At 38.7% G+C, this 23,614-nt stretch carries 19 protein-coding genes; 11 read left to right on the forward strand and 8 right to left on the reverse strand.

The window, feature by feature from the left end:
• Positions 1-3: 3 nt before the first annotated feature.
• Positions 4-624 (reverse strand): YdeI/OmpD-associated family protein, encoded by a 621-nt coding sequence (locus BM073_RS12655; RefSeq protein WP_091654762.1) that lies wholly within the window; start codon positions 622-624, stop codon positions 4-6.
• Between the two features lie 221 nt (positions 625-845).
• On the opposite strand from BM073_RS12655, the gene BM073_RS12660 reads away from it, so the two are divergent.
• A complete protein-coding gene (locus BM073_RS12660; RefSeq protein WP_091654629.1) occupies positions 846-1,232 on the forward strand; it encodes a single-stranded DNA-binding protein in 387 nt (128 codons plus the stop codon).
• A gap of 352 nt (positions 1,233-1,584) precedes the next feature.
• Here BM073_RS12660 and BM073_RS12665 read toward each other — a convergent pair whose 3' ends face one another.
• The 4 genes from BM073_RS12665 to BM073_RS12680 are packed head-to-tail and all read right to left on the reverse strand — an operon-like array spanning position 1,585 to position 8,142.
• The gene (locus BM073_RS12665; RefSeq protein ID WP_091654631.1) at positions 1,585-4,989 is read right to left on the reverse strand and encodes an efflux RND transporter permease subunit; all 3,405 of its coding nucleotides are present in this window, start codon (positions 4,987-4,989) and stop codon (positions 1,585-1,587) included.
• Positions 4,990-4,991: 2 nt separating this feature from the next.
• Positions 4,992-6,125, reverse strand: coding sequence for an efflux RND transporter periplasmic adaptor subunit (locus BM073_RS12670; protein ID WP_091654632.1), 1,134 nt, complete (start codon positions 6,123-6,125; stop codon positions 4,992-4,994).
• A 44-nt stretch (positions 6,126-6,169) separates the two neighbouring features.
• Positions 6,170-7,522: a TolC family protein gene (locus BM073_RS12675; protein WP_091654634.1), complete on the reverse strand. Its 1,353-nt coding sequence runs from the start codon at positions 7,520-7,522 to the stop codon at positions 6,170-6,172.
• An 11-nt stretch (positions 7,523-7,533) separates the two neighbouring features.
• Positions 7,534-8,142, reverse strand: a complete 609-nt coding sequence (locus tag BM073_RS12680; protein WP_091654636.1) for a TetR/AcrR family transcriptional regulator — start codon at positions 8,140-8,142, stop codon at positions 7,534-7,536.
• Between the two features lie 211 nt (positions 8,143-8,353).
• On the opposite strand from BM073_RS12680, the gene BM073_RS12685 reads away from it, so the two are divergent.
• The 3 genes from BM073_RS12685 (at position 8,354) to BM073_RS12695 (ending at position 14,466) form a co-directional block, all read left to right on the forward strand.
• Positions 8,354-9,160 carry an alpha/beta fold hydrolase gene (locus BM073_RS12685; RefSeq protein WP_091654637.1) on the forward strand — a complete coding sequence of 269 codons (807 nt, stop codon included), beginning with the start codon at positions 8,354-8,356 and terminating at the stop codon, positions 9,158-9,160.
• A gap of 258 nt (positions 9,161-9,418) precedes the next feature.
• The gene (gene purL / locus BM073_RS12690; RefSeq protein ID WP_091654639.1) at positions 9,419-13,102 is read left to right on the forward strand and encodes a phosphoribosylformylglycinamidine synthase; all 3,684 of its coding nucleotides are present in this window, start codon (positions 9,419-9,421) and stop codon (positions 13,100-13,102) included.
• A gap of 167 nt (positions 13,103-13,269) precedes the next feature.
• Complete coding sequence (locus BM073_RS12695; protein ID WP_139217495.1) at positions 13,270-14,466, forward strand: hypothetical protein; 1,197 nt, start codon at positions 13,270-13,272, stop codon at positions 14,464-14,466.
• A 44-nt stretch (positions 14,467-14,510) separates the two neighbouring features.
• On the opposite strand, the gene BM073_RS12700 is transcribed toward BM073_RS12695, so the two are convergent.
• Together BM073_RS12700 and BM073_RS12705 are read right to left on the reverse strand one after the other, a co-directional pair.
• Entirely contained in the window at positions 14,511-15,584 is a 1,074-nt protein-coding gene (locus BM073_RS12700) for an agmatine deiminase family protein (RefSeq protein ID WP_091654642.1), read from the reverse strand.
• Positions 15,585-15,586: 2 nt separating this feature from the next.
• Positions 15,587-16,462, reverse strand: coding sequence for a carbon-nitrogen hydrolase (locus BM073_RS12705; protein WP_091654645.1), 876 nt, complete (start codon positions 16,460-16,462; stop codon positions 15,587-15,589).
• A gap of 236 nt (positions 16,463-16,698) precedes the next feature.
• Between BM073_RS12705 and BM073_RS12710 the strand changes: the two genes are divergently transcribed.
• The 7 genes from BM073_RS12710 to BM073_RS12740 all read left to right on the forward strand — a co-directional run bounded on the left by BM073_RS12710 (position 16,699) and on the right by BM073_RS12740 (position 22,503).
• Positions 16,699-17,823 (forward strand): tetratricopeptide repeat protein, encoded by a 1,125-nt coding sequence (locus tag BM073_RS12710; RefSeq protein ID WP_091654647.1) that lies wholly within the window; start codon positions 16,699-16,701, stop codon positions 17,821-17,823.
• Positions 17,824-17,901: 78 nt separating this feature from the next.
• Positions 17,902-18,840 (forward strand): nucleoside hydrolase, encoded by a 939-nt coding sequence (locus BM073_RS12715; RefSeq protein ID WP_091654648.1) that lies wholly within the window; start codon positions 17,902-17,904, stop codon positions 18,838-18,840.
• An 83-nt stretch (positions 18,841-18,923) separates the two neighbouring features.
• Positions 18,924-19,538 carry a hypothetical protein gene (locus BM073_RS12720; protein ID WP_091654650.1) on the forward strand — a complete coding sequence of 205 codons (615 nt, stop codon included), beginning with the start codon at positions 18,924-18,926 and terminating at the stop codon, positions 19,536-19,538.
• A gap of 1 nt (position 19,539) precedes the next feature.
• A complete protein-coding gene (locus tag BM073_RS12725; RefSeq protein ID WP_175557915.1) occupies positions 19,540-19,833 on the forward strand; it encodes a winged helix-turn-helix domain-containing protein in 294 nt (97 codons plus the stop codon).
• Positions 19,834-19,884: 51 nt separating this feature from the next.
• Entirely contained in the window at positions 19,885-20,199 is a 315-nt protein-coding gene (locus BM073_RS12730) for a hypothetical protein (RefSeq protein ID WP_091654651.1), read from the forward strand.
• 32 nt (positions 20,200-20,231) lie between these two features.
• A complete protein-coding gene (locus BM073_RS12735; protein ID WP_091654764.1) occupies positions 20,232-21,476 on the forward strand; it encodes a DUF4153 domain-containing protein in 1,245 nt (414 codons plus the stop codon).
• Between the two features lie 142 nt (positions 21,477-21,618).
• On the forward strand, positions 21,619-22,503 hold the full coding sequence (locus BM073_RS12740) for a sugar phosphate isomerase/epimerase family protein (protein WP_245756418.1): 885 nt from the start codon (positions 21,619-21,621) through the stop codon (positions 22,501-22,503).
• A gap of 68 nt (positions 22,504-22,571) precedes the next feature.
• On the opposite strand, the gene BM073_RS12745 is transcribed toward BM073_RS12740, so the two are convergent.
• Positions 22,572-23,237 (reverse strand): FAD-binding oxidoreductase, encoded by a 666-nt coding sequence (locus BM073_RS12745; RefSeq protein WP_091654653.1) that lies wholly within the window; start codon positions 23,235-23,237, stop codon positions 22,572-22,574.
• Positions 23,238-23,614: the final 377 nt, after the last annotated feature.

The following is a 23,614-nucleotide window of genomic DNA, read 5'->3' on the forward strand; positions in this document are numbered from 1 at the left end:
GAATTAAAATTCATTATACCCTTTGCCTTCCATAATCTTTACAACTGAGTTTTGGATTCTTCTCATCCTGGTACCAGATTGCTTCGCCTGATTGAAATAAATCAAATAACCTCTTTGTCTTCCAGGAGTTAAAGACTCGAAGGCTTTTTTGAAAAGACTATCATTTCTAAAATACGCTAAAAGTTCTTCGGGAAGCTTGGGCTTAGCGTCTATAGAAGGAATTTTGATTCCTGATTTTTCTATCTCCATTGCCTCATGGATGTAGTGGATAATTAATTCTGTGTTTTCCCTGATTGAGTCTGCATCATAAAATTTCCATAGCTTTCCAGTCCGGCTGTTAGGTCCGGCAAACTCTAAAACATTTGCTGGGTCTTTCATCAAGGACCCTTTTAAAAAAGACAAAAAGGCACAATCCTTAAATGCCGATAGGATTAGTACATTTTTCCCATTCAAAGTATAGCAAGGCTGCGACCATTTGAGCTCCTCGACCAATTCTGTTGTTAGAATATAGCTACGAAGCAGCAACAATTCTTCTTGCCAAGTGTGAACCTTACAATGAGGAGTTTGGAATAAGGAGCATCGCCCACAACCACTGGAAAAATATTCTGAGATTTTTTGATCCATAATTAAGGTGGTTTTCCAATTCAATTTTAGATTTTATTTTTTCATTTCAAATTTAGAGACATCCTAAAATTGATTTAAAGGCATATTATCCGACAGCAAACGACTGCTATCGGATACTATCGACTGCCTCCCGACTAATTTTTGACCTGTTACTGAACTTTGGCTCATCAAGTTTTCCTCTAGCGAAAACGATACATGTCAAATTTTAACTAACAAAAACTATGAACACGCTAAGAAACAAAGTTCAGCTTATCGGCCGTCTAGGCGACAAAATTGAAGTGAAGACTTTAGAGTCTGGAAGGAAATTGGGCAAAATCAATCTTGCTACCAATGAAACCTACCGCAATCAACAAGGTGAGAAAGTAACGGAAACCACATGGCATAACCTTGTGATTTGGGGCAAGCAAGTAGAAATCTTGGAAAAGTACACCGACAAGGGTTCTGAGCTTGCCGTAGAGGGAAAAATCTCCAACCGAGATTATACTGACAAAGACGGAAACAAGCGATATATCACAGAAATCGTAGTCCACGACTTTCTGCTTTTAGGATCCCCCAAAGGCAAGGAAAAGGCAACGGTAGTGCAAGGTGAGGATGATTTGCCTTTTTAAAAATTAATTGGGGCTGTCTCATAATTCAGTTTAATGTCAGTCTGAGAGGCCACCTGGCATCATGCATGGGATGAAGGCCGTTATTATCCTTTTGGCCTAAAATTCGATCTCATAAGGTCTTCGGGATACTCAATGTGACCAAATCACATTGGAGACAGCCCCTTAATTACAATATATTTTTTATTGAAATGTCGGAAACAATGAATCTTATGTTGTACTCTTAAATTTAAAGACAAGGAAGAATTAAAATTCCGCTTGAAATTAGACTGAAGATTCTCTTCCTAAAAAACGAAAAACCCCCGGAACATTGTCCCGGAGGTTTTTTCAAAAAAAACCACCAACCTTAAATCAATCATGCTTTTACCTTACGCAGCTTCATATTTAACTTATCTGCCAGCAAGTACATGACTGGTACGATCACTAACGTAAGGAAGGTCGCAAAGGTTAGCCCGAAAATCACGGTCCAAGCCATTGGACCCCAGAAATCTGCATTATCTCCTCCCACATAAAACTGAGGGTCAAAAGAACTCAATAAAGTTCCAAAATTGATGTTCATTCCTATGGCCAAAGGTATCAATCCCAGTACTGTAGTTATTGCTGTTAGTAGTACAGGACGAAGACGCGTCTTCCCTGATTCTACAATACTTCCTACCAATTCTTCATAGGATAAATATTCTCCATCTTTTACCCCTAATTTCTCCCTCTTTCTATCTCTGGCAAGATTGGTATAGTCTATCAATACGATAGCATTGTTTACCACCACCCCAGCAAGAGAAATAATTCCGATCCCCGTCATAATCACTACGAAGTCCATGTTGAATATGACCAAGCCTAAGAATACCCCGATAGTACTTAGGACTACTGAAGCCATGATAATGAATGGAGTGGTTACTGAGTTAAATTGCGCAACAATAATCAAGAAGATCAAGGAAACTGCTATAGCCAAGGCTCGCATTAAGAATGCTTGTGATTTGGCTTGCTCTTCCTGTTCCCCCGTAAACTTCACCTGAATCCCGTCTGGAATTTCATAGGTAGACATCAAATTCTTTATCTGTGTATTGATTTCAGTTGGGTTATAGCCCTCCAAGACGTTGGAAAACATCGTGATGACTTTTTCCAGATCTTTTCTTTTCACAGAACCATAGGTAGAACCATATTTTACATCTGCAACAGAAGCTATTGGGACTTCTTTTTTCTCCCCAAATTTATCCCGGAAACCAATCTTCTTATTGACAAGCGTATTGATATCATATCTGTACTCGTCCATCATCCTCAACTGAATAGGATAATCATCCTCTCCCTCCTTGTATTTGGATACTTCCAATCCAAAAAGTGAGGTTCTCAATTCAGTAGCAATATTTGAAGTAGACAGTCCAAATCTTCTCGCTTTTTCTCTATCAATATTCAGCACTACCTCAGGACTTCCTAATGAAAGATCAGTCTTCAATTCCTCCAAACCTGCAACATTTTGCTTATCCAAATACTCCTTTGTTCTGTTTACAAAAGCGATTAATTGCTCATAATCTTCACCTATAAATTCAATATTAACAGCCTTTCCTACAGGCGGGCCATTTCTTTGCTTATCTACTGTAATTTGGACACCTGGATATTTTTCAACCATATCCCGGATATCTTCCATTGCTTTATTGGTATTTACACCCTGTCTATCGATGTAATCCACAAAACCAATGGTCATTTTTGCTTTATGTGGCGTTGCCTGATTGCTTGGGCCTTCTGTTGGATCTCCTGTACCTTCACCAACTTGGGTGATAACCGATTCGATGATTCCTTGATAAGGCTCCAAAGTAACCATTACCTCATCTTCCATTTTATCCACAAACTCATTTGTTGCCTCTATGTCAGTTCCAATAGGAAACTCTACAAAAACATTGATCAATTGTGGTTGATTATCAGGGAAGAAAAGGATTTTTGGTGCTCTGATCCCTAATAAGGCAACTGAAAGAATTAAAAGGAGAACTGTTCCACCAAAGAAGAAATATGGCCTTTTACCATGCAAAGCATAATCCAATACTTTTTCATAGAAATTTTCAAGGTTAACCAAGAAAACAGTCTGGAACCATCGAATAGCCTTTCGCAATGCAAAGACATTAAACAAGGTCAATACACAGGCAACCAACATTAATGAACCAAGAGCTGTCCAACCCAATAAATACAATAGTGTAGAGAAAATCAGAAAACTTCCCGCAACAATGATTGGCTTCTGTTTAGGTTTATCCTTGGAAACATCCTCTACTTTCATGTAAAGGGAAGTCAATACAGGATTAATCACCAATGCTACAAACAGTGAAGAAGACAAGACAATTATCAGTGTAATTGGCAAGTACTTCATAAACTCTCCCACAATGTCATCCCAAAATGCCAATGGAAGGAATGCTGCTAATGTAGTAGCGGTAGATGTAATGATTGGCCAAGCCACCTCTCCTACTCCCTGTTTCGCAGCCTCGGATGCACTGAGTCCTTCTGACATCAATCGGTAGATGTTTTCAACTACCACAATGCCATTATCAACCAACATACCTAATGCGAGGATGAGGGAAAATAACACCATCAAATTCAATGTGATACCAAAGGCATTTAGCACCAGGAAGGAAATGAACATGGATAGTGGAATGGCAATCCCCACAAACAAGGCATTTCTAAACCCTAGGAAAAACATCAATACCAAAACCACCAGGATTACTCCGAAAATAATGGAGTTTTCCAAATCACTTACCTGTAATCTCGTCTGCTTAGACTGATCATTGGTGATGGTTATTTCCAGATCAGAAGGAAATCGGTTTGCCTTAGTTTTATCAATAATTGCTTTGATCTTATCAGCAGCAATTAGTAGGTTTTCTCCTGACCTCTTGGTTACATTGATTGTTACAACCGGAAGGTTTTTGCTTCTGGCATAAGAACTTCTTTCCTTGTAGGTATCTTTTACCTCAGCTACATCCCTTAGATATACGATCTTTTGATTATCCGTCTTGACTATGATATCCAGAAGCTCCATGGGATCAGAAAACTCTCCATCCACTCTCAAAGAGCGTGTGTAGTCTCCAGCTCGGATATTACCGCCAGAAATGGTCACATTTTCAGATTGTATTGCTCCAGAGATATCACTGAAATTCACTCCTGTCGCCTCCATTTTATAAGGATTGACATTGATCTGAATTTCTCGCTCCACTGTACCGGCAAGGTCTGCCTTAGAAATTTCAGCCAACTTTTCAATCTCATCCTCCAAGTACTCCCCAAACTTCTTTAATTCCGACTCCGAATAATCTCCGGAGATATTCACATTCATGATTGGAAAATCAGAAGTATTTATCTCTAGGACATTCGGATCCTGATCCAAATCAGTTGGCAATTCACTCTTTGACTTATCGACAGCATCCTTGACATCCTGGATAGCTTTGGATATTTCTACCCCGGGATTAAACTCAATGACAATGGAAGAAAAGTCCTGAACTGAAGTTGATTTGATATCCTTGACATCATTCAGAGATTTCAATTCTTTTTCAATGGGTCTCGTGATGAGATTTTCCATATCTACAGGCGAGTTACCTGGATAAGGAGTTCCTACATAAACTGTTGGAATCACAATTTCAGGAAAACTCTCCTTAGGCATTGTCCTATATGCACTCAAACCGAGCACGGTGATAATTAAGGTTAATATTACCACCGAGGTAGAGTTATCTACACTCAGACTGGACAGTCCAAATTCCCGAATAATTTTAGATTTTGGTTGCTCAGCCATAATTATAGTTGCGAAATATTTACTTTAAAATTATCTCCTACCTCTCTGAATCCTTTGTCCACCAAGGTTTCGTTACCTTCTAGACCTTCCAGGATTTCAGTTTCATTGTTAAATGTTCTACCTCTTTTGATATATCGTTTTTTGGCAAGTTCACCATCTACTATATAGATATAATCCCCTTTGCTATCACTAAGTATGAGGTAGCTTGGAACTATTACACTTGATGGGTTTTGGTAATCTTGAATCTTTAAAACAGTGATCATATTTGGCTTCACCTGTGGAATATTAGGTAAAAACACCTCTACTTTAAATGTTCTGTTGTTTGGATTAATAATAGCACCCACAGAACTAACTTTGGTTTTCAGTTCTTTGCCAATGGATGGAAATGACACGTCCACACTATCTCCTTTGGTCAAAACTCCAACATATGATTCTGAAATATCAGCCTCAATAAAAAGATCACTTTCGCCGACAAACTGAAACATAGGAGTTCCCGGCTGCACTAGTTCTCCCAATCTAATCTGTACTGATTCCACTGTTCCATTGAATGGTGCTACCACCATGGATTTATTCAGTTGGGTCTTCAGGGAAGCTAAACTTCTTTCCAATCCTTCTTTTCTATTTTTCGCTTCGAGAAACTGTACTTCTGTACCGATTTCCTGCTCCCAAAGTCTTTTTTGTTTTTCAAAAAGTGTTTTTGCCAAATCTAGATTTGTTTCCAACTCCTCAATATTCCTTTGAATAGATTCAGCATCGATCCTGGCCAAAACCTGTCCCTTGGTCATTCTCATACCTTCAATTGCCGGTACTTCTAAAACTCTACCTCCTGTCTCGGCACTGATGATGACATTTTTCTTAGACAATACTGATCCTGTCACTTCTACAAAGTGCTCAAATCCCGCTTTCTTAGCCTGAGCTGTAGTGATCAAAATAGATTTTTGATTTTGCTTGGCATATTCCGGATCCAGGCTGGCAATTTCCGCTTCCAATTCCAAGATAGAAGCTTGGATTTCGGATGCCTCAGTCCTTAATTTATCCAATTCAGCTTTTTTTGCTTCAATAGATTCATCTGAAGCACAGCCTATCGCAAAAAGGACCACAAGAGTTAGGGGTAATAACTTACTGATTGATTTCATGATTGATATGATAATTATCTCCCTGATAAGGATGGTAGTAGTTTTTATTGGTTTGTTGATAAAATACCCAAGGCTTTTTCCAAATCGACTTTGGCAACCAAGCCATCATATAGGGCAGTTAAGTAATTGATTTCAGCCTCAATTAGCGCAGCATCTGCTTCCACTACTTCAAGATTGGAACCCACACCTTCATTGTATTTGATTTTGGATATGTCATAGACTTCCCGTGCCAATTCCAAATTTTCACGCTGAATTTCCAAGATATTCAAGTCATTTTTCAAATTAGTTTTGGCAGTGTAGACTTCGTTTTTAATGCTTTCCTGCAAAAAGAATTTCTGATTCTCCAACTGCATCATCTGCAATCTGTTCTTTTGAATTCTTGCACTTTTTGAGAGCCCATCAAAGATTGGCACCTTCATAGAAACTCCCAGTAAGGAACTTCCAAACCAGTTTTGCTTATCGAATACTGTATTGAAGGTATTACCGGCGCCTGCTCTCTGCGCATTGGCAATAAAATCAATCGTAGGCATGTATTGAGATTGATTGTTTTTCAAGTCGAGCTGCACCAACTCCAAATTAGTCTGAAGTTGACTCACTTCTACCCTTTCCATTCCCTCCTCCTGAAGTAATGCATTGATTTCTTCGATGGGATTCAGTTGGGACAATGACTCTCCCAATTCCAAATCGTATTCCATAGGAAGTCCCATCTGAAGTTTCAGGATTTGCTCACTTATTTCAAGTGCTGTAAGACTTCGTTCTAATTGAGTAGCAGTATTATTTCGCTGAACCTGAATTCTGGAAACATCTATTTTTTCTGCAAAGCCAGCTTCATTCAATGCCCTAGTCTCAGAAAGAAGCGTATCGATTCTTGCCAGATTTGCTCTGGAAAGCCTGATTCTTTCTTCATTTACCAAAACTCCGAAATAAGCTTTCTTCACAGATTCAATCACGTCTACTTTGGTTTTAACCAAATCCAGATCCGTCAATTGCTTGTAAGTTTTGGCGGCCCTAAGTCCAACAAAGAAAGATCCGTCAAAAATCATTTGAGTCATATTCACACCCAAATTGGATTGATAACTCACGCCAAATCTCGCAGGGATAACATCTCCCGGTACATTGGGATCGCCAAAAGGTGGTTCATTTGGAAGAAAAACAATTGGAATTGCAGGGTTATAATTCAAATCAAAATTACCATTGACCTGAGGCAATCCCGTTGCTGTTGTTTCTTTGACAGTGGCCTTGGAAATTAAGGTCTCTAGTTTTGCATTTTTTACATTGACATTATTCTCAAGAGAATAGCTCAATGCTTCTTCAAGGGTAAGCCTGACTATTTCTTGCGCATTCCCATGTAGTACAGGCAAGCTAAGACATAGAAGAATGAGTAAATATTTTTTCATCGCTGGGTTAATTAGCTGAGTTTTGCTTGTTGTTCTTGATATGCTTCACGTCCTTTTTCCGTGAATATTCCGTGAAGGAAATGATCCATCATTTGCATTTGCTCCTCCACCAAATTGTAATTTTCATTATTGAAATTGGAAGGTTCCATAGCAGAGGCAATTTGATTCACCCTTAGTCTGGCTAAAATATGAGCATCTATTTCACTCCTAAAATATCCTAGCTGCTTTCCCCTTTCCAAAATATTGACAAAGTCTGTCATGATTACTTGTTCTTTATGCTCTTCAAAGATTTTCCATGCTTCAGGGAAATATTTTTGAACCTCCATGACCGCAAGGGGATTAATGTTGGTCAAACGCTCTCTCATCATCTTCGAAATTTTCACCAAATGCTCAATGACATCTGTACCTGAGTCCTTTAAAAAGGCCATTTTCTCTTGGTCCCTTTCCAGCATAGCTGAAAAAGTAGCATTCACCAACTCCTTCTTGTCCTTGAATTCCTGATAGAGCGTTTTCTTAGATATACCCATCATTCGGGCAATATCATCCATGGTGGTATTGCGTACTCCATACCTGGAAAATTGCTCAATCGCTACATCCAATATTTTTTCTCTCGTCTCCACTTACTTGAAATTTGAGTCAAAACTACGGAAACTTTCAAAATGTTCAAAGTTTCCAAAGTTTTTTATAAAATATTATTTTGTGTTCGCATTGATACACTATTAAAAAGTGTTCGATCTGCTACAATTTCACCTATTTGTAATAGTTTATTTTGCATTTCAAATTACTTTTTTCGGCATCTATTTTTAGTTTATCTTCAATTTTCATTAAAAAATGAGAGTTCTAGACAGTCAATTTGGATCTTTAGCATACAAATCTCTGGGAGAGGGAAAGGAGGTTTTCCTTATTTTTCATGGCTTTGGCCAAGATCACAGGGATTTATTGCCGTTTTCCAAGATCCTAAAACCCGAACAGCGCTTTCTTTTCATTGACATTTTTTATCACGGAAAAAGTCAATGGAAATGCCACGAAAACCCTTTGACAAAATCAGTTTGGGCAGAAATCTTAAAAAGTCTTTTTAAAAAAGAAGAAATCTTAAAATTCCATTTGATAGGTTATAGCATGGGAGGTAAGTTTTCATTATTGACTTATGAATTATTTCCTGAGAATGTTCAAAGTATGATCCTTCTTGCTCCAGATGGAATTAAAACCGGAGTATTGTACAGCATCAGTAGCTATCCAGCTTATTTTCATGCTTTATTTAAACAAATTGTATTTAAGCCTCGTCGCTTCTTTTCTGTAGTAAACGGATTAAGTCAGATTGGCCTCGTGGAAAGTAGTATTTCCAAATTTGTTCAAACCCAAATGGAATACAGATCTCAAAGAGCCCAAGTTTATTTTACATGGAAAACTTTCGGTGGAATTCAACTTCGACTTGGAGCAATCATTCGAAATGCGAGAAAACTAAAAACTCCAATTTTCCTTTTCACGGGGAAATATGACAAAATGGTGACTGCAAATAACCTAGAAAGATTCAGTAGTAAAATCCCTCACTTAAAATCTCATATTCTTCCGGTTGGTCACGGAGGACTTATTCAGGCAACTGTTGAATATTTAAATCAGGAGAAATTAGATGCTTAAACTAATTTCAGAAAAGCGCCCTACAAAAGGTTGGGATAAAACTTAAGGCTTCTAAGAATTCATTTTTGGTAAAATTCATTTTCCAAATAGCTTGGAAATTTTGGTTACTGCTTGATTCCCTCTCTAGAATATAAGTCCATTCAATTCCTGTAAATTGAAAAACCAGCAATTTCTAAGATAATACGATCGATTATTTCCACCCTCACTTTTTACACTTCAAGCCAATTCCTTACCTTTGCAACTTACCAGCTCAAGGACATGATTTTCTTCTTTGAATCACCTCAAAAAGTAGTCTACGCAGTACAGACTCCACAACCTCTCGCCCAAGAAGACATTACAAAACTTAACTGGCTTTTCGGCGAAGCTTCACCCATTCAAACTCCAGAAGTAGCAGGGAAATTTTCCGGCCCAAGAAAAGAAATGATCACCCCATGGTCTACCAATGCCGTGGAAATCACAGTGAACATGGGCATTCAGGGAATCCAGCGAATTGAGGAGTTTTTTCCACTTGCTGAAGGTGATCAAATTGACCCTATGCTTCAAAAAGCTTATGAAAATCTGGATCAGGAGATCTTTGATATACATTTGGAGCCAGAACCAATTAAGTCTATTGAGGATATTGCGAGCTATAATCAAAAAGAAGGATTGGCTCTTAGCGAAGAAGAAATCGCTTATTTGGAAAATGTCTCTACGCAACTCGGTAGACCATTGACCGACTCAGAGGTTTTTGGTTTTTCCCAAGTCAATTCTGAACATTGTAGACATAAAATTTTCAACGGAACCTTTATCATCGATGGTCAGGAAAAGCCAATGACGCTCTTCCAATTGATCAAAGAAACTTCCAAAAAGCATCCAAATCGAATTGCATCTGCCTATAAGGACAATGTAGCATTTATCCAAGGTCCCAAAGCGCATCAATTCGCTCCTAAAACCCAGCATCAGGCTGACTTTTTTGAGCAAAGAGAAATTGACACGGTCATTTCCCTGAAAGCAGAAACCCATAATTTCCCTACTACTGTTGAACCTTTCAATGGAGCAGCTACAGGATCTGGAGGTGAAATCCGAGATAGACTTGCTGGGGGAACGGCTTCTATTCCTTTGGCAGGAACGGCAGTTTATATGACTTCTTATTCCCGCTCCGAAAAAGGCAGAACCTGGGAAAACAAGCTGGAAGAAAGACCTTGGCTCTACCAGACTCCTATGGATATCCTGATCAAAGCCTCCAATGGCGCATCCGACTTTGGAAACAAATTTGGACAGCCCTTGATTGCTGGATCAGTTTTAACATTCGAGCATGAAGAAGGTGAAAAGCATTTTGGTTTTGATAAAGTAATCATGCTAGCTGGTGGAATTGGTTTTACGAATGCCAAATACACCAAAAAAGAAGAGCCAAAAACCGGTGATCAAATCGTGATCATGGGAGGCGATAATTATAGAATTGGTATGGGAGGATCAGCGGTTTCTTCCCTCAATACTGGTGAATTATCCAATGCTATTGAATTGAACGCCATACAAAGATCCAATCCGGAAATGCAGAAGCGTGTTTCCAATGTGATTCGGGCAATGGCTGAGAGCGAGAATAACCCTATCATTTCCATTCACGATCATGGTGCAGGTGGCCATTTAAATTGCCTTTCCGAATTGGTGGAAAGCACGGGTGGAACCATCCACATTGATCAATTGCCTGTAGGTGATCCAACTCTTTCCGCGAAGGAAATCATTGGAAATGAATCTCAGGAAAGAATGGGCTTAGTTGTTGGCAAGGAAGATGTCGCTACTCTAAAGCAACTTTCAGAAAGAGAAAGGGCTCCTTTTTATGTGGTAGGTGAGACCACCGGAGACATGCATTTCAAATTCGAAAATCAAAAGACAGGAGAAAAACCAGTTGATTGGAATTTGGCATATATGTTTGGATCTTCTCCAAAAACCATATTGGAAGATCAATCGGGGAATGCCTCATTCGCAGAAGCAAGCTATGATCCTGAATTGATCAAAGGGTATATCCAAGAAGTATTGCAATTGGAAGCCGTAGCTTGTAAAGATTGGCTAACCAATAAAGTGGACAGATCAGTAACAGGCAGGGTTGCCACTCAGCAAACTGTAGGAGAAATCCAACTTCCTCTGAATGATGTAGCCGTAATGGCTTTGGATTTCACAGGCAATAAAGGGATCGCTACCTCAATTGGTCATGCCCCAGTAGCTGCTTTGGCCAATCCAGAAGCGGGTAGCAGATTAGCTATTGCAGAGGCATTGACCAACTTGATTTTTGCACCTATCGCAGACGGACTGAAGGGAGTTTCTCTTTCTGCCAACTGGATGTGGCCTGCCAAAAACAAAGGGGAAAACGACAGGTTATACCGTGCAGTACAGGCAGTTTCAGACTTTGCCATTGAATTGGGCGTCAATATCCCAACCGGAAAGGACTCCCTTTCCATGACTCAGAAATATCCTGACGGAAAAGTAGTTTACTCGCCGGGAACAGTAATTATATCTACAGTAGGAGAATGTTTTGACGTTCAAAAAACTGTAAAAACTGCTTTGAAGCCGGTTGTAGGAAGTAGAATTCTTTACATAGACTTTTCGAAAGACAGTTTCAAACTAGCAGGATCCAGCTTTTATCAGGCGCTCAATAAAGTAGGTACAGATACGCCTACGGTGGTCAATGCCGCATATTTTGCCAAGGCATTTAAAGCTGTACAGGATTTGATCGACCAAACTTGGATACATGCTGGACACGATATTTCATCAGGTGGAATCATCACAGCACTATTGGAAATGTGCTTCCCAACTCCAGGAATTGGATTGGAAGTAAGAATTGATCGACTGGGAGAAAATGATTTGGTGAAAGCCTTATTCGCAGAGAATCCAGGTATTCTAATTCAGGTACCTGACGATCATCCTGTAGAAACCCTGTTGGTTGAGGCTGATATTGATTATGTAGAATTGGCAACAGTTACCAACTCAGGTAAGATTGATTATCTAGGAAAAGATTTGAGTCTGGATATTGAGCAGCACAGAGATATCTGGTTTAGGTCATCCTACCTTTTAGACAGAAAGCAATCCGGAGAAAAACTCGCAAAAGACCGTTTCGACAATTATAAAAATCAGCCACTTTCTTATGAATTTGCTCCAAATTGGAAAGGAAGTTTTGCTGAGTCTGGAATCAATCCATTCAGAAAAGAAACAGGAAAGGCCAAGGCAGCTATTATCAGAGAAAAAGGAGTGAATGGAGACCGAGAAATGGCTTATTCACTTTGGCTTGCAGGGTTTGAGGTGAAAGATGTGCACATGACAGATTTGATTTCAGGAAGAGAAAATCTGGAAGATGTACAAATGATAGTTTTTGTAGGAGGCTTTTCCAACTCTGATGTTTTGGGTTCAGCGAAAGGCTGGGCAGGCGCTTTCCTTTACAATCCAAAAGCAAAACAAGCTTTAGATAATTTCTACGCAAGACCTGATACTCTAAGTTTGGGAGTATGTAATGGTTGCCAGCTCATGGTAGAACTTGGACTGGTAGGTTCAGAGGATCCTGTTCACAAAGCAAAAATGCTTCACAATGCTTCTCATAAATTTGAGTCCTCCTTTGTGAATGTGAGCATTCCAGAAAACAAAACCGTGATGCTTGGAAACCTAACCGGTCAGCGTTTAGGAGTGTGGGTAGCTCACGGAGAAGGAAAGTTTTATTTGCCAAAAGCTGAAAGTGAATATCATATAGGAATGAAATATAGCTATGAAGCCTATCCTGGAAATCCAAATGGTTCTGATTATGCAGTAGCCGGAATAGCCTCTCAAGATGGAAGACATTTAGCTATAATGCCTCATATTGAGCGTTCATTGAAGCCATGGAACTGGGCTCACTATCCTATGGATAGAAATGATGAATTCACTCCTTGGCTAGTAGCCTTTGTTAATGCCCGTAAATGGGTTGAGGAAAAGAATTAAAAAAATTAATCCCTTTCGAAAATCTCACGAAAGGGATTTTTTTTGGCTCTTATTTTTTTGATAACAAGCAACCTTGGATGGCAAGTTTCCGTGATGTTCTCGATTCGCATCTGGATCTACTTTATTTCCGGATGAGGATCCCATCTATCAACCAGCTGATCATCCCCATGAAGAAATTCAATTTCCTTGTAATTCTGACTCTTCTAGCCTTTTCACAAATAAGTTTTGCCCAAACAGAAATCTCTGAACAAATCAAAACTGATAGAGACAACCAGCTGAAAGAGCTCAATGAAAAGCTCAAAACCAACGAAGAGCTTGTCAACAAACTGACTGAAAAAATTGCTGCGGCTGACAGCAAAAACGCTTCAGATAAGGACAAAATTGTCGATTTGGAAAAACTTCAATTAGCCCTTGATAACAGATTGAAAATTTTGGAAGAGGCTCCCAAAACCAAAATCAACCTTAATGGACAGTTGGCTTTTACGGAGCTGTTAAGTATCCAAAGAGATATACAGCCAGTAGAGCTATTTTTAACTTCCCAGTCTTTTTTTGATCAATTGGGAAATATTGGGAAAATCCAGCAATACAAATCCTTTACTAGCTGGAAAAATGAATTCGATAAATGGTATGCCAAAGAAGGTCAAAATGATGCCATGGTGGGAGTCCTTCAAAATTCCATCAGTTTGATTTCAACGGCTTCTGCGGCAGTTCCTCTTTACGGAACCATGGTCAATACTGCGATTTCGGGTGTCACCAGCTTAGTGGGGACCTTGAGCAAAAAAGAAAAGGAATTGTATGAAAGATCTCCTGAGATGCTAAGGATTTTGACAGTGACCAGTCAATTTGAACAGCAAAAATCCATCATTGATCATGAATGGGTATTGATCAATAAAGAATTGGAGCAACTTCAAAAGGAAAATACGCAGCTTTTAGAGGAGCAGATGGCCTATTTTGGCATTGATAAAAACAGGTATCAGAACAGATATCTCAATGCAACTTTGGATGCTGATCGGGAATTTTTCAAGAATGAATGCAGAAAAGCTATTTCAGAGAAAATTGCTTTATTGGAAAAATCTCAAGAGACCCGAGGTAAATGGCTGGGTCAAGTCGAGACCTATATGTACAAAGTGCAATCCCTAAGATTGAGATTTGGTCAACTCACCACCAGGATGCAAGCTAATATAGAGCAGTATGAACATTTGATAAGGCTGTACTCAGACGCCACCAAATTTCCGGTTGAATTCACTGCTAAAATTACTGCTTTAAACAATCCATTGAATAATCTTAAAAATAAGTTTTACTCTTCCTTTAATCCTGCCAAATACATAGAAGATTCAGCGGTGATGTACATAGAAAGGCAATAAAAAAGGAGAGCCGCTTATTTGGCTCTCCTTTTTAATATAGATTTTTAAACCTCGGGTTCTTGCTGACTCAGGCAGTGAAAGGAACCCAAGCCCCAAATAATATCAGTAGAATCTATTCCAATGACTTTTCTATCCGGAAAGCATTCTTTCAAAATATCCAATGCTTTCTGATCATTCTTATCTCTGAAAGTAGGAACCACTACAGCCGCATTTCCAATGTAGAAGTTAGCATAAGATGCCGGTAAACGCTGTCCTTCCCAAATCACAGCTTTAGGCATAGGAAGCTCAACAATGTTCAGTTGTTTATCATTTTCCAGGCGCATTTTCTTCAGCAAATGCAAATTCTCCTGTAAAATATCATAGTTGTCATCCCCCTTATGCTCCTCTACCACGGTAACTACTGTATCTTCATTGACAAATCTGGTAATATCATCAATATGACCGTCAGTGTCATCTCCTACGATCCCATCACCTACCCAAAGGATATGATTGACTCCATAATAATCACAGAGGTACTTTTCGATCTGAGCCTGATTGAGATGCGGGTTTCGGTTTTTATTCAGAAGGCAGGCTTTGGATGTTAACAAAGTCCCTTTGCCATTAAACTCTACAGAACCTCCTTCCATGACAATTCCGGGCTGGAAACAAGGAATATTCAAATACTCAGCAATTCGAAAAGGAATTTGATTATCCAAGTCATGAGGAGGATACTTTTCACCCCAAGCATTGTAATCCCATTTCACCAACACCTTCTTTTGCTCAGCATTAGGGTTGATCAAAAATGCCGGACCATGATCTCTGCACCAAGCATCATTCGTGGGGAATAAGTGGAAATTAATTTGATTCATATCCACTCCAGCTTTGTTTAAATGGTCGATGGCAAATTGCCTCATTCCATCATCCAACACATTGATATGAACTTTTTCTCCCTTAGCTATCTCCTTGATAAATTGGGCATACCTTGGATATATCGTATGAATTTTTCCCGGCCAGGAATCCTCCTTATGGGGCCAGCTTAACCACATTGCTCGATGAGGGGCAAACTCTGCGGGGAAATAATATCCCAGTTCTGCAGGAGTGGCTCCTCCAGTTCGAGCAAGTTCAAAAATATCTGCCATGCTTATTCTTCGTCTATGTAGCGCTTGGTAATTTGCTGGTAACTGTCAATTCTACGATCTCTCAAGAAAGGCCAGTGGGTTCTATATCTATCAGAACCGGTCAAATCCAATTCCTCTACATGTACTTCCTCTTCCAAATGTGGTGCCTTGTAAGTCACTCGCCCAAAAGCATTTGACACAAAAGAACCTCCCCAGAACTGCATATCTCCTTCTACACCTGTTCTATTTACAGAAACTACAGGAATGCCATTTGCAACAGCATGGGAACGCTGTATAGTTTGCCAAGCGCCATACTGCTCATCATTAGTAAAGCCATCCTGATCCTTGTGCCAACCAATAGCTGTAGGATAAACTAAGAAATCGGCTCCCTTCAAAGCTGTAATTCTTGCTGCTTCAGGATACCACTGATCCCAGCAGATCAATACCCCAATATTTCCAAACTTAGTTGGGAAAACCTTATAGCCCAAATCACCTGGAGTGAAATAAAACTTTTCAAAATATCCAGGATCATCTGGAATATGCATTTTTCTATATTTCCCTAGATAAGTTCCATCTGCATCCAATACAGCAGTTGTATTGTGGTAAAGCCCCTCTGCTCTTTTTTCAAAAAGAGAAGCAACTATCACTACTCCTAATTCCTTGGCTAAAGAACCTAGGCTTTCGGTGGAAGGACCTGGAATAGCCTCCGCCAGTTTAAAATTTTCATAATCCTCCACATCACAGAAGTAGAGGGATCTAAAAAGTTCTTGAAGCACCACTACCTCAGCTCCTTTTTGAGCTGCCTCACGGACTCCTTTGATGGTTTTATTCATGTTTTCGGTCACGTCCCCTGAGCAACTCAGCTGAACCAGACCTACCTTTACTTTTTTATCAGACACGTCTATATGAGTTTGATTGAATCAATAAGCAAAGGTACGGGAGAAGGAAGGGAATGGCAAATTAATTGATAGCGGCATTTTCAATGCCCAGGGATTGATTTTTATTACTTACCAACATTAATTTTTATTTGAACAAATGAATTAAGAGAACGAATACTTGCTTAAAGTATTTTTGTTTAATTAATGTCTTGGAGATCCCCGGCTTACAATTTTAATTGAATACACTAAAAACAGTTATGAAAAATGTACTTTTAATCAACTTCATCATATTTTCTTCTATCGCAACTACATTTTCTCAAACATTTAGAGAGTTTGATGAAAAAGCGGTACAGTATTCTAAGTTAGGAGACTTTAAGTCAGCCAAAACAGAATATTCTAAGGCACTTTTATTTTTCCCGAACCACCCTATAGCCTTTTATAATAGAGGGGTTCAAAAATTGAATTTGGATGATTTTGAGGGGGCAATTATTGACTTCAAAAAGGCAATTAAAAATAATATTCCCGAGCCAATACATTCCATTCGAAATATTGGCAGTAGCTATTTGTTTCTCGGCGAATTTGATTCCGCCATTTTTTATTTAGATGCGGCCTTAAAAATTTATCCTGAATTTGTTCCTGTAATAGTTGATAAAGGAACCACTTTGTTTAAAAAAGGCAAGTTTGAAGAGGCATTAATCGAATTAAACAAGGCTATTAAAATTGACTCCAACTTTCCCCTAGCCTATTCGAGCAGAGGTATAGTTTACCAAGAAATTGGGAAAATAGATCTAGCCGAAAAAGATTATTCTATTGCAATATCAAAAGGACCTTATCTTTTTGACCCATTCAATAATAGAGGGAATATAAGGAAAGAAAAAGGAGATTTTAAAGGAGCTTATTCTGACTTTACAAAAGCAATAGATTTGGAGCCAAATTACTTCTTACCATATTTCAACATGGGAGTTCTTCACCTTGAATTTGGTAAGTTTGATGAGGCGATAACTTTTTTCTCAAAATCGATAGACTTAAATCCATATGATGAACAGTCATATTTAAATCGGGCGGTGGCTAAAGCGAAAGCCCCTGGGAAAGATTATTTTGGCTCAGTATTAGACTTCTCTCGTGCCATAGAATTAAATCCCAATAGTGCCATAAATCATAATAACAGAGGTTTTACTAGATTAAATCTAGGAGACTTCGAATTAGCAATAAAGGATTTTAATACTACCATTTCTTTAAAACCTGATTTTGGCTTAGCATATAAAAATAAAGCGAGGGCGCTCCTTAATTTAAATGAGATAGAAAAAGCTTGTGAAGCCTACAAAGAAGCAATTTCTCTTGGGGAAATTATTGATGATTCAGAGCTGATTAAATGTCAATAAAGATCACCTCACAATTACATTCAATAAGAATTACTTCAATCTAAAATCCAAAGAATATTTTCTTTACGTTTGTATACTATGATTTTACAATTCCTTATCCCCTTTTTCCTGCTTTTTCAGGGCTTTTATTCAACTACGAGCCAAGCAGACAAAAAAGTAGCTGTTATCATTGACGCAGATACTGCCAATGAAATCGATGATCTCTATGCCTTGGTACAAGCAATGGCTTCTGACAAACTAGATATCAGGGCGATCACTTCGGCACAATTTCACACTTCCCCCATTGCAACAGATACTTCAGTGATGGAAAGTCAGATTATCAATGAGCGATTGGCTCAATTATCCAATCGAACTGATATTCCCCTACCAGTAGGGGCGAATTTCCCGATGACCTCTCCTACAGAACCACAAGTTTCTCCAGCTTCCAACTTCATTATTCAGGAAGCCAAAAAAATGAAAAATGGGCAAAAGCTGGATTTAGTCATTTTAGGCCCTTGTACCAATGTGGCATCTGCAATTGTGCAGGATCCAAGTATCATTCCTTTGATCAGAGTTCACTATCTGGGAATCTGGCATGATCCAGTAGCTAATACTTTCGATAAAAACGAGTTTAATTCCAGAAATGACAAGGTTGCTGTTGACGTATTATTCGATACACCCAACCTTGATTTGACCATCATGTCAGCTACCAGCAGCCAACATCTCAAGCTGGCTAAAACCAAAGCCGACGAAGAATTAAAGGGTAAATCTGAATTGGGAGATTATTTAATCGCCAGATGGGACAATCATAAAAGATGGTGGACCAGAAATGATCCTGAAAAGAAAACCTGGATCATGTGGGATTTGGCAATTATTCAGGCTTTAATCAATCCTGAATGGTCCAAAGTGGAAGAATTTACGACCCCTCCTGAAAATACTCAGCGAATCGTAAAGGTTCACACTTCCATTGATGCTCAAGCCATGGAAGATGATTTTTGGAAAACCATGAAAACTACCTTCCATCAAAAATCTGAATAAGCCCCATTGATAAAAATAACTCCTGCTAATCGTAGGAGTTATTTATTTTTTTATTTTACTTTGTATTTCAAAGTACTTTTAAAATGAGAAAAGCACAAGATGAATTAGCTGAAATAAAATCCATCATGGAGAGAAGCAGTCGTTTTCTTTCCTTGAGTGGATTGTCGGGGATTTTAGCAGGTGTGTACGCCCTGATAGGCTCTGGCATTGCTTACAGCCTGATTTATTACCCCAACCCTCCTTATGGAAAAGACCTTTCCCTAACAAATCCCGAATATGTCATCAGCAATGTGATGATCACGGGACTTTCCGTCTTATTACTTTCTGTGTTCACAGCTTGGTTGCTAAGCAGAAAAAAAAGTAAGAAAACAAAGGTAAGTCTTTGGGCTCCAGCAAGCAGAAGGTTCATGAGGGCTTTATTTATTCCAGTAATCATGGGAGGCCTTCTTTGTATAGGTCTATATGCACAAGGACAAGAGCATTTAGTCGCAGCCATAACTTTAATTTTTTATGGATTGGGACTTTTCAATGCCTCAAACTTCACCCTGAATGAGATCAAATATTTGAGTTATTGTCAACTGATTTTAGGATTGATAGCCACATTCTCTCCAGAATATGGGCTTGTGCTGTGGGCAATGGGATTCGGGGTTTTGCACATCATTTACGGTGCGATCATGTATGTAAAATACGACGGTTGAGGTGAAAGGAAAATACGATAAAGCATTTGAAAATGTGATCCGGCTGAGGATCATGTCCATCCTGATGGCCAATGAAGAATTTGATTTCAATTCCTTCAAAGAACTATTGGATGTGACTGATGGAAACTTAGCAACACATCTCAAACAATTGGAGAAAAATGAATTTATCGAAGTGAAAAAATCCTTTGTTGGAAGAAAGCCTTTGACTACTTATGCCGCAACCGAAGAGGGAAAAAAAGCCTTTCAGTTTCATTTAACCTTCCTTGAAAATTTAATCAAAGAAAATAAAAGCTAAAAAAATTTATTCATCTACTTTGAATTACAAAGTACTTTCAAATCAAATAATATGGTACGTTTATCGCAGATTAATAGCAAACTAATTGCTCTTGCAGCCGGAATCGGAGCCAGTATTCCATTTTCTATTCTTTTGTTCATTATTCTGACGAAGGAAGATGTTTTTGAAACTTGGATGTTCCTTCCTCTTTCAATCATCCCAATGGGCGCCGCATTGGGCGGGGTTTTCTTTTATTTATGCAGTTTCATTTGGTTCTCAGAAGGTTGGAAAAAATTTGCCGCTGTAGTTTTTAGCACCATCATCTACTTTGTATCTATTTGGATTAGCTCAGTCATTGCCTTCAATTTCACCGGTCATTGGAATTAAAAATACTTCTCTACCCCTTACCTCAATTCACTATGAAAGAACAAATTCTAAAAAACAGTCAAAACGCCTTGGAACTTGAAAAACTGTACCGGGCCAACAAATCCCAATTCAAACGAGATTTCAATGAATTGTATCCCAAAAATTTACAAACAGAACTGGGAGAGTTTTGGAACCAGCGATTGAATTATGAAACAGAATCCATTTCCTGGGGAAGCAAAGATGAAATCAAATTTATCATGATTTGTATACTCTTGGCCGGATTGATCGCAAAATTCCCCGCTCTTTTCAATATCTCTGAAGACTTTTTTTTCCCAAGAAATATTGGCTTTATCATTTTTCCCTTCCTGACTGCTTTCTTTGTTTGGAAGAACGAAATGAGCAATGCAAGCAAAGGGATTCTTATTTCCATCTCAGTGCTATTAGCTGTTTACATCAACTTCCTTCCAAATTCGAATTCCAGTGATACTTTAATTTTAGCCTGTTTACATCTTCCTTTTATTTTATGGGGAATGTTAGGCTATGCTTTTACCGGAAACAGTCTTCATCCTAAACTCCAAAAGTTGGCTTTTTTGAGGTTTAATGGAGATGTGGCGGTTCTCAGTGTATTATTGGGAATAGCGGGAATGCTGATGACTGGAATGACTTTAGGCTTATTCAGCTTGATCGGTATCAGCATTGAAAAATTTTACTTCGAATACATCGCAGTTTTTGGCTTACCAGCCATTCCGCTTTTTGCTACTTTGATTAATAAAAATAATCCTCAATTAGTAGATAAGGTCTCCCCTATCATTGCGAAGCTATTTAGTCCACTGGTTTTATTAATGTTGATTGCCTATTTAAGTGCTATTCTCATTTCCGGAAAAGACCCTTATAACGATCGGGAATTTCTATTGACATTCAACTTGCTCCTCATTGGTGTGATGGCTTTGATTTTCTTTTCTGTTGCCGAACATTTTCATCAAAAGGGAAGAAATTGGACCACCTGGATCTTATTCTTCTTGGCTATAGCTACTATTCTAGTGAACGGAATTGCTCTTTCTGCCATTATTTTCAGAATTTCAGAATGGGGATTTACTCCCAACCGAACCGCAGTTTTAGGTGGAAATATTTTGATACTCGGGCACCTTATGTGGGTCACAGCTCTTCTATTTCAGTCAGTCAATAGAAAAACTACGCTTCAAAAAGTAGGAATAGCAATAGTCCAGTACCTTCCCATATATGTCGTTTGGGCCTTTATCGTAGTCTTCTTATTCCCTTTGATGTTCGGCTTTGAATAATCCACATTTAAGCCATTCAAGGAATTGATTTCAGGGAATGATTTAGATTTTAACTCAAATAGGTATCTTAACAGCTTCAAAACCCAAAGAAAAGCTCTAACCTTTTAACAAAAAAATGATGAAAAAACAATCCATTTTCCACATGGCAATGCTTATCCTATTGAGTATAGGAATAATTTCCTGTGGATCAAATAGCAATGAAGAAAGCACTGAAATGAGTGAAGAAAACACGAGCGAAACAGAAAGATTTGGAGGTTTAGCACTTTACACGGTCCGTGACTCCATGGCCAGTGATCCCAAGGCAACACTTCAGGCTGTAGCTGATGCAGGATATGCATATATCGAGGCAGCTGGATATGCTGATGGCAAATTCTATGGAATGGACCCAGCAGATTTTAAGGCTTATGTAGAATCTTTAGGCCTAACCCCTAAAAGTACACACATGGGCGGGGTTACTTTAGAAAATGCTGATGAACAAATAGCCGCAAGTAAAGCAGCAGGATTCGAGTATTTCGTCATCCCTGTTCCACCTATGGGTATGTTTACCTTTGGTCCTGAAGGAATGGGAATGAAAGGAACTAAAGAAGAGTTGGTATCCATCTTGAAAACTATCGGCGAAAAATGCTCTAATGCAGGCTTAAAACTTTTATACCACAACCACGACTTTGAGTTTAAGCCTATGGCAGATGGCACTATCCTCACTGACTATATTTTGGAAAATACAGATCCTGCTCATGTCAATTATCAAATGGACCTTTTCTGGGTTACGAAAGCTGGAGCAGATCCTCTGGCGTATTTTGAAAAATATCCAGGCCGTTTCAAGGCTTGGCATGTTAAGGACATGAACGCAGAAGGACAGTTTGCGCCAGTTGGAACTGGATCAATTGACTTCGGAAAAATATTGGCTGAAAAAGACAAGTCCGGCATGGTTTATTACCTAGTGGAACAAGATCAAACCTTCGGTTTGGATCCAATGGAAGCTATTAAAATTAGCCACGGCGGATTGAAAGAAATAGGCTTTCAATAATTTCTAAAAACCATAAAAAAAACGCCAACTTTTTCGAGTTGGCGTTTTTTTTTGATCACTACCTGTTTCTACTCTTCAAAAGTAATCCCCTCTGGGTTTGCCCCCAATTGCTTCAAATTTGTGCTGACAGACTCTATCATGGGAGGTGGTCCGCAGACATAGAATTCCTGAGAAAAATCCACTAAATGCTTTTTCAGAAACTCCATATCAATTCTCCCATGTTCATGTCCATCAAGTTTTTCTTTATCCAATATGGAAACAAAGTCCTCTCCTAATATTTCATGAAAATAGCTTTCCAAAATCACGTCCTTTCTGGTTTTGTTTGCAAAAAAGAGCTTGTTTCCTTCCAGCTCCCCCTTACTTTTCAAATCCTTCAAAATGGCTATGAAAGGAGTAACTCCAGCTCCCCCAGCAATAAAAACTCCTTTTCCTTTGTATTGAATAGCACCCCAAGAATCATCAATAATCAACTCATCCCCGGGGATAACTCCATCCAGATGATTGGTTACCCCATCATGGTCTCTGTATGATTTGATTACAAATTCAAGATGATCATCCTCAGGTAAAGAGGTAAAAGTGAAGGGCCTTTTTTCTTGTTTCCATCCTTCCTTGTTTATAGCTACTTCAGTGGCTTGACCAGGAATGAATGAATAACCCTCGGGTTTCTCAACTTTAAACTGTTTGACATCATGGGTGAGGGATAATAAATCTAAAATCTTAACAATGTGTGCCATAAAATGATGATTAAATTGACCGCTACGGTTCCCGAACTTATTAGAAGTTAAACTGAGTCGTAAACTTCAATGAGAGGATTTCTCGATCCAAAATTGATCCGGAGTAACAGCTGGATTAAAATAAAATAATTTACTCTTAAGTATATAAACGGAAATTCAGCTCTTTGTTTCCCGAATTGACTTTTCTTATTGCAGAAACATGAAAGAAATATCCTAAGAACGCCAATATCAATTCCTGTAAAATTCAATTTATCCAAACGATTCTTCCTGTCTTGGGTTAATTATAGAAGAGTAATTGAGAGATCTAAGCATCTCATTTCCAATAATCTTTAAGTAATCATTTTGGAAGTAAATTACTTTCCGGAATCTAATGCGAT

Source organism: Algoriphagus ornithinivorans, assembly GCF_900115305.1.
Classification (GTDB): Bacteria; Bacteroidota; Bacteroidia; order Cytophagales; family Cyclobacteriaceae; genus Algoriphagus; species Algoriphagus ornithinivorans.

Coding starts and splice junctions, on each gene's coding strand:
- BM073_RS12655 (WP_091654762.1), bottom strand. CDS start 624: ATGGATCAAAAAATCTCAGAATATTTTTCCAGTGGTTGTGGGCGATGC.
- BM073_RS12660 (WP_091654629.1), top strand. CDS start 846: ATGAACACGCTAAGAAACAAAGTTCAGCTTATCGGCCGTCTAGGCGAC.
- BM073_RS12665 (WP_091654631.1), bottom strand. CDS start 4,989: ATGGCTGAGCAACCAAAATCTAAAATTATTCGGGAATTTGGACTGTCC.
- BM073_RS12670 (WP_091654632.1), bottom strand. CDS start 6,125: ATGAAATCAATCAGTAAGTTATTACCCCTAACTCTTGTGGTCCTTTTT.
- BM073_RS12675 (WP_091654634.1), bottom strand. CDS start 7,522: ATGAAAAAATATTTACTCATTCTTCTATGTCTTAGCTTGCCTGTACTA.
- BM073_RS12685 (WP_091654637.1), top strand. CDS start 8,354: ATGAGAGTTCTAGACAGTCAATTTGGATCTTTAGCATACAAATCTCTG.
- purL (WP_091654639.1), top strand. CDS start 9,419: ATGATTTTCTTCTTTGAATCACCTCAAAAAGTAGTCTACGCAGTACAG.
- BM073_RS12695 (WP_139217495.1), top strand. CDS start 13,270: ATGAAGAAATTCAATTTCCTTGTAATTCTGACTCTTCTAGCCTTTTCA.
- BM073_RS12700 (WP_091654642.1), bottom strand. CDS start 15,584: ATGGCAGATATTTTTGAACTTGCTCGAACTGGAGGAGCCACTCCTGCA.
- BM073_RS12710 (WP_091654647.1), top strand. CDS start 16,699: ATGAAAAATGTACTTTTAATCAACTTCATCATATTTTCTTCTATCGCA.
- BM073_RS12715 (WP_091654648.1), top strand. CDS start 17,902: ATGATTTTACAATTCCTTATCCCCTTTTTCCTGCTTTTTCAGGGCTTT.
- BM073_RS12720 (WP_091654650.1), top strand. CDS start 18,924: ATGAGAAAAGCACAAGATGAATTAGCTGAAATAAAATCCATCATGGAG.
- BM073_RS12730 (WP_091654651.1), top strand. CDS start 19,885: ATGGTACGTTTATCGCAGATTAATAGCAAACTAATTGCTCTTGCAGCC.
- BM073_RS12735 (WP_091654764.1), top strand. CDS start 20,232: ATGAAAGAACAAATTCTAAAAAACAGTCAAAACGCCTTGGAACTTGAA.
- BM073_RS12740 (WP_245756418.1), top strand. CDS start 21,619: ATGGCAATGCTTATCCTATTGAGTATAGGAATAATTTCCTGTGGATCA.
- BM073_RS12745 (WP_091654653.1), bottom strand. CDS start 23,237: ATGGCACACATTGTTAAGATTTTAGATTTATTATCCCTCACCCATGAT.